The organism is Pseudomonas sp. SIMBA_067 (genome assembly GCF_046534675.1).
GTDB lineage: Bacteria > Pseudomonadota > Gammaproteobacteria > Pseudomonadales > Pseudomonadaceae > Aquipseudomonas > Aquipseudomonas putida.
The window spans coordinates 1-239 of the sequence record NZ_JAWRYH010001267.1; the positions used below are offsets into that span (position 1 = coordinate 1).

The window sequence follows — 239 nt, forward strand, 5'->3', positions numbered from 1 at the left end:
AACATGTCCCCTCCGCTGCGCCATATTGAAACTTCGCCCACGCCACCGGCTTCGGCCGACGTCGTCGTGATCGGCGGCGGCATCATCGGCGTCTTCACCGCCTACTACCTCGCCCGGCGCGGGGTGTCGGTCGCGCTGGTCGAGAAGGGCCGCATCGGCGCCGAGCAGTCGAGCCGCAACTGGGGCTGGTGCCGGCAGCAGAACCGCGACGCGCGCGAGTTGCCGATGGCGAGCAAGAG

Annotated in this window: 1 protein-coding gene; it reads left to right on the forward strand. The window is 69.5% G+C overall.

The features are described 5' to 3' along the window. Positions 1-3 precede the first annotated feature (3 nt). On the forward strand, positions 4-239 hold a 236-nt coding region (locus SB765_RS33370; RefSeq protein WP_410933001.1), incomplete at its 3' end, for an FAD-dependent oxidoreductase.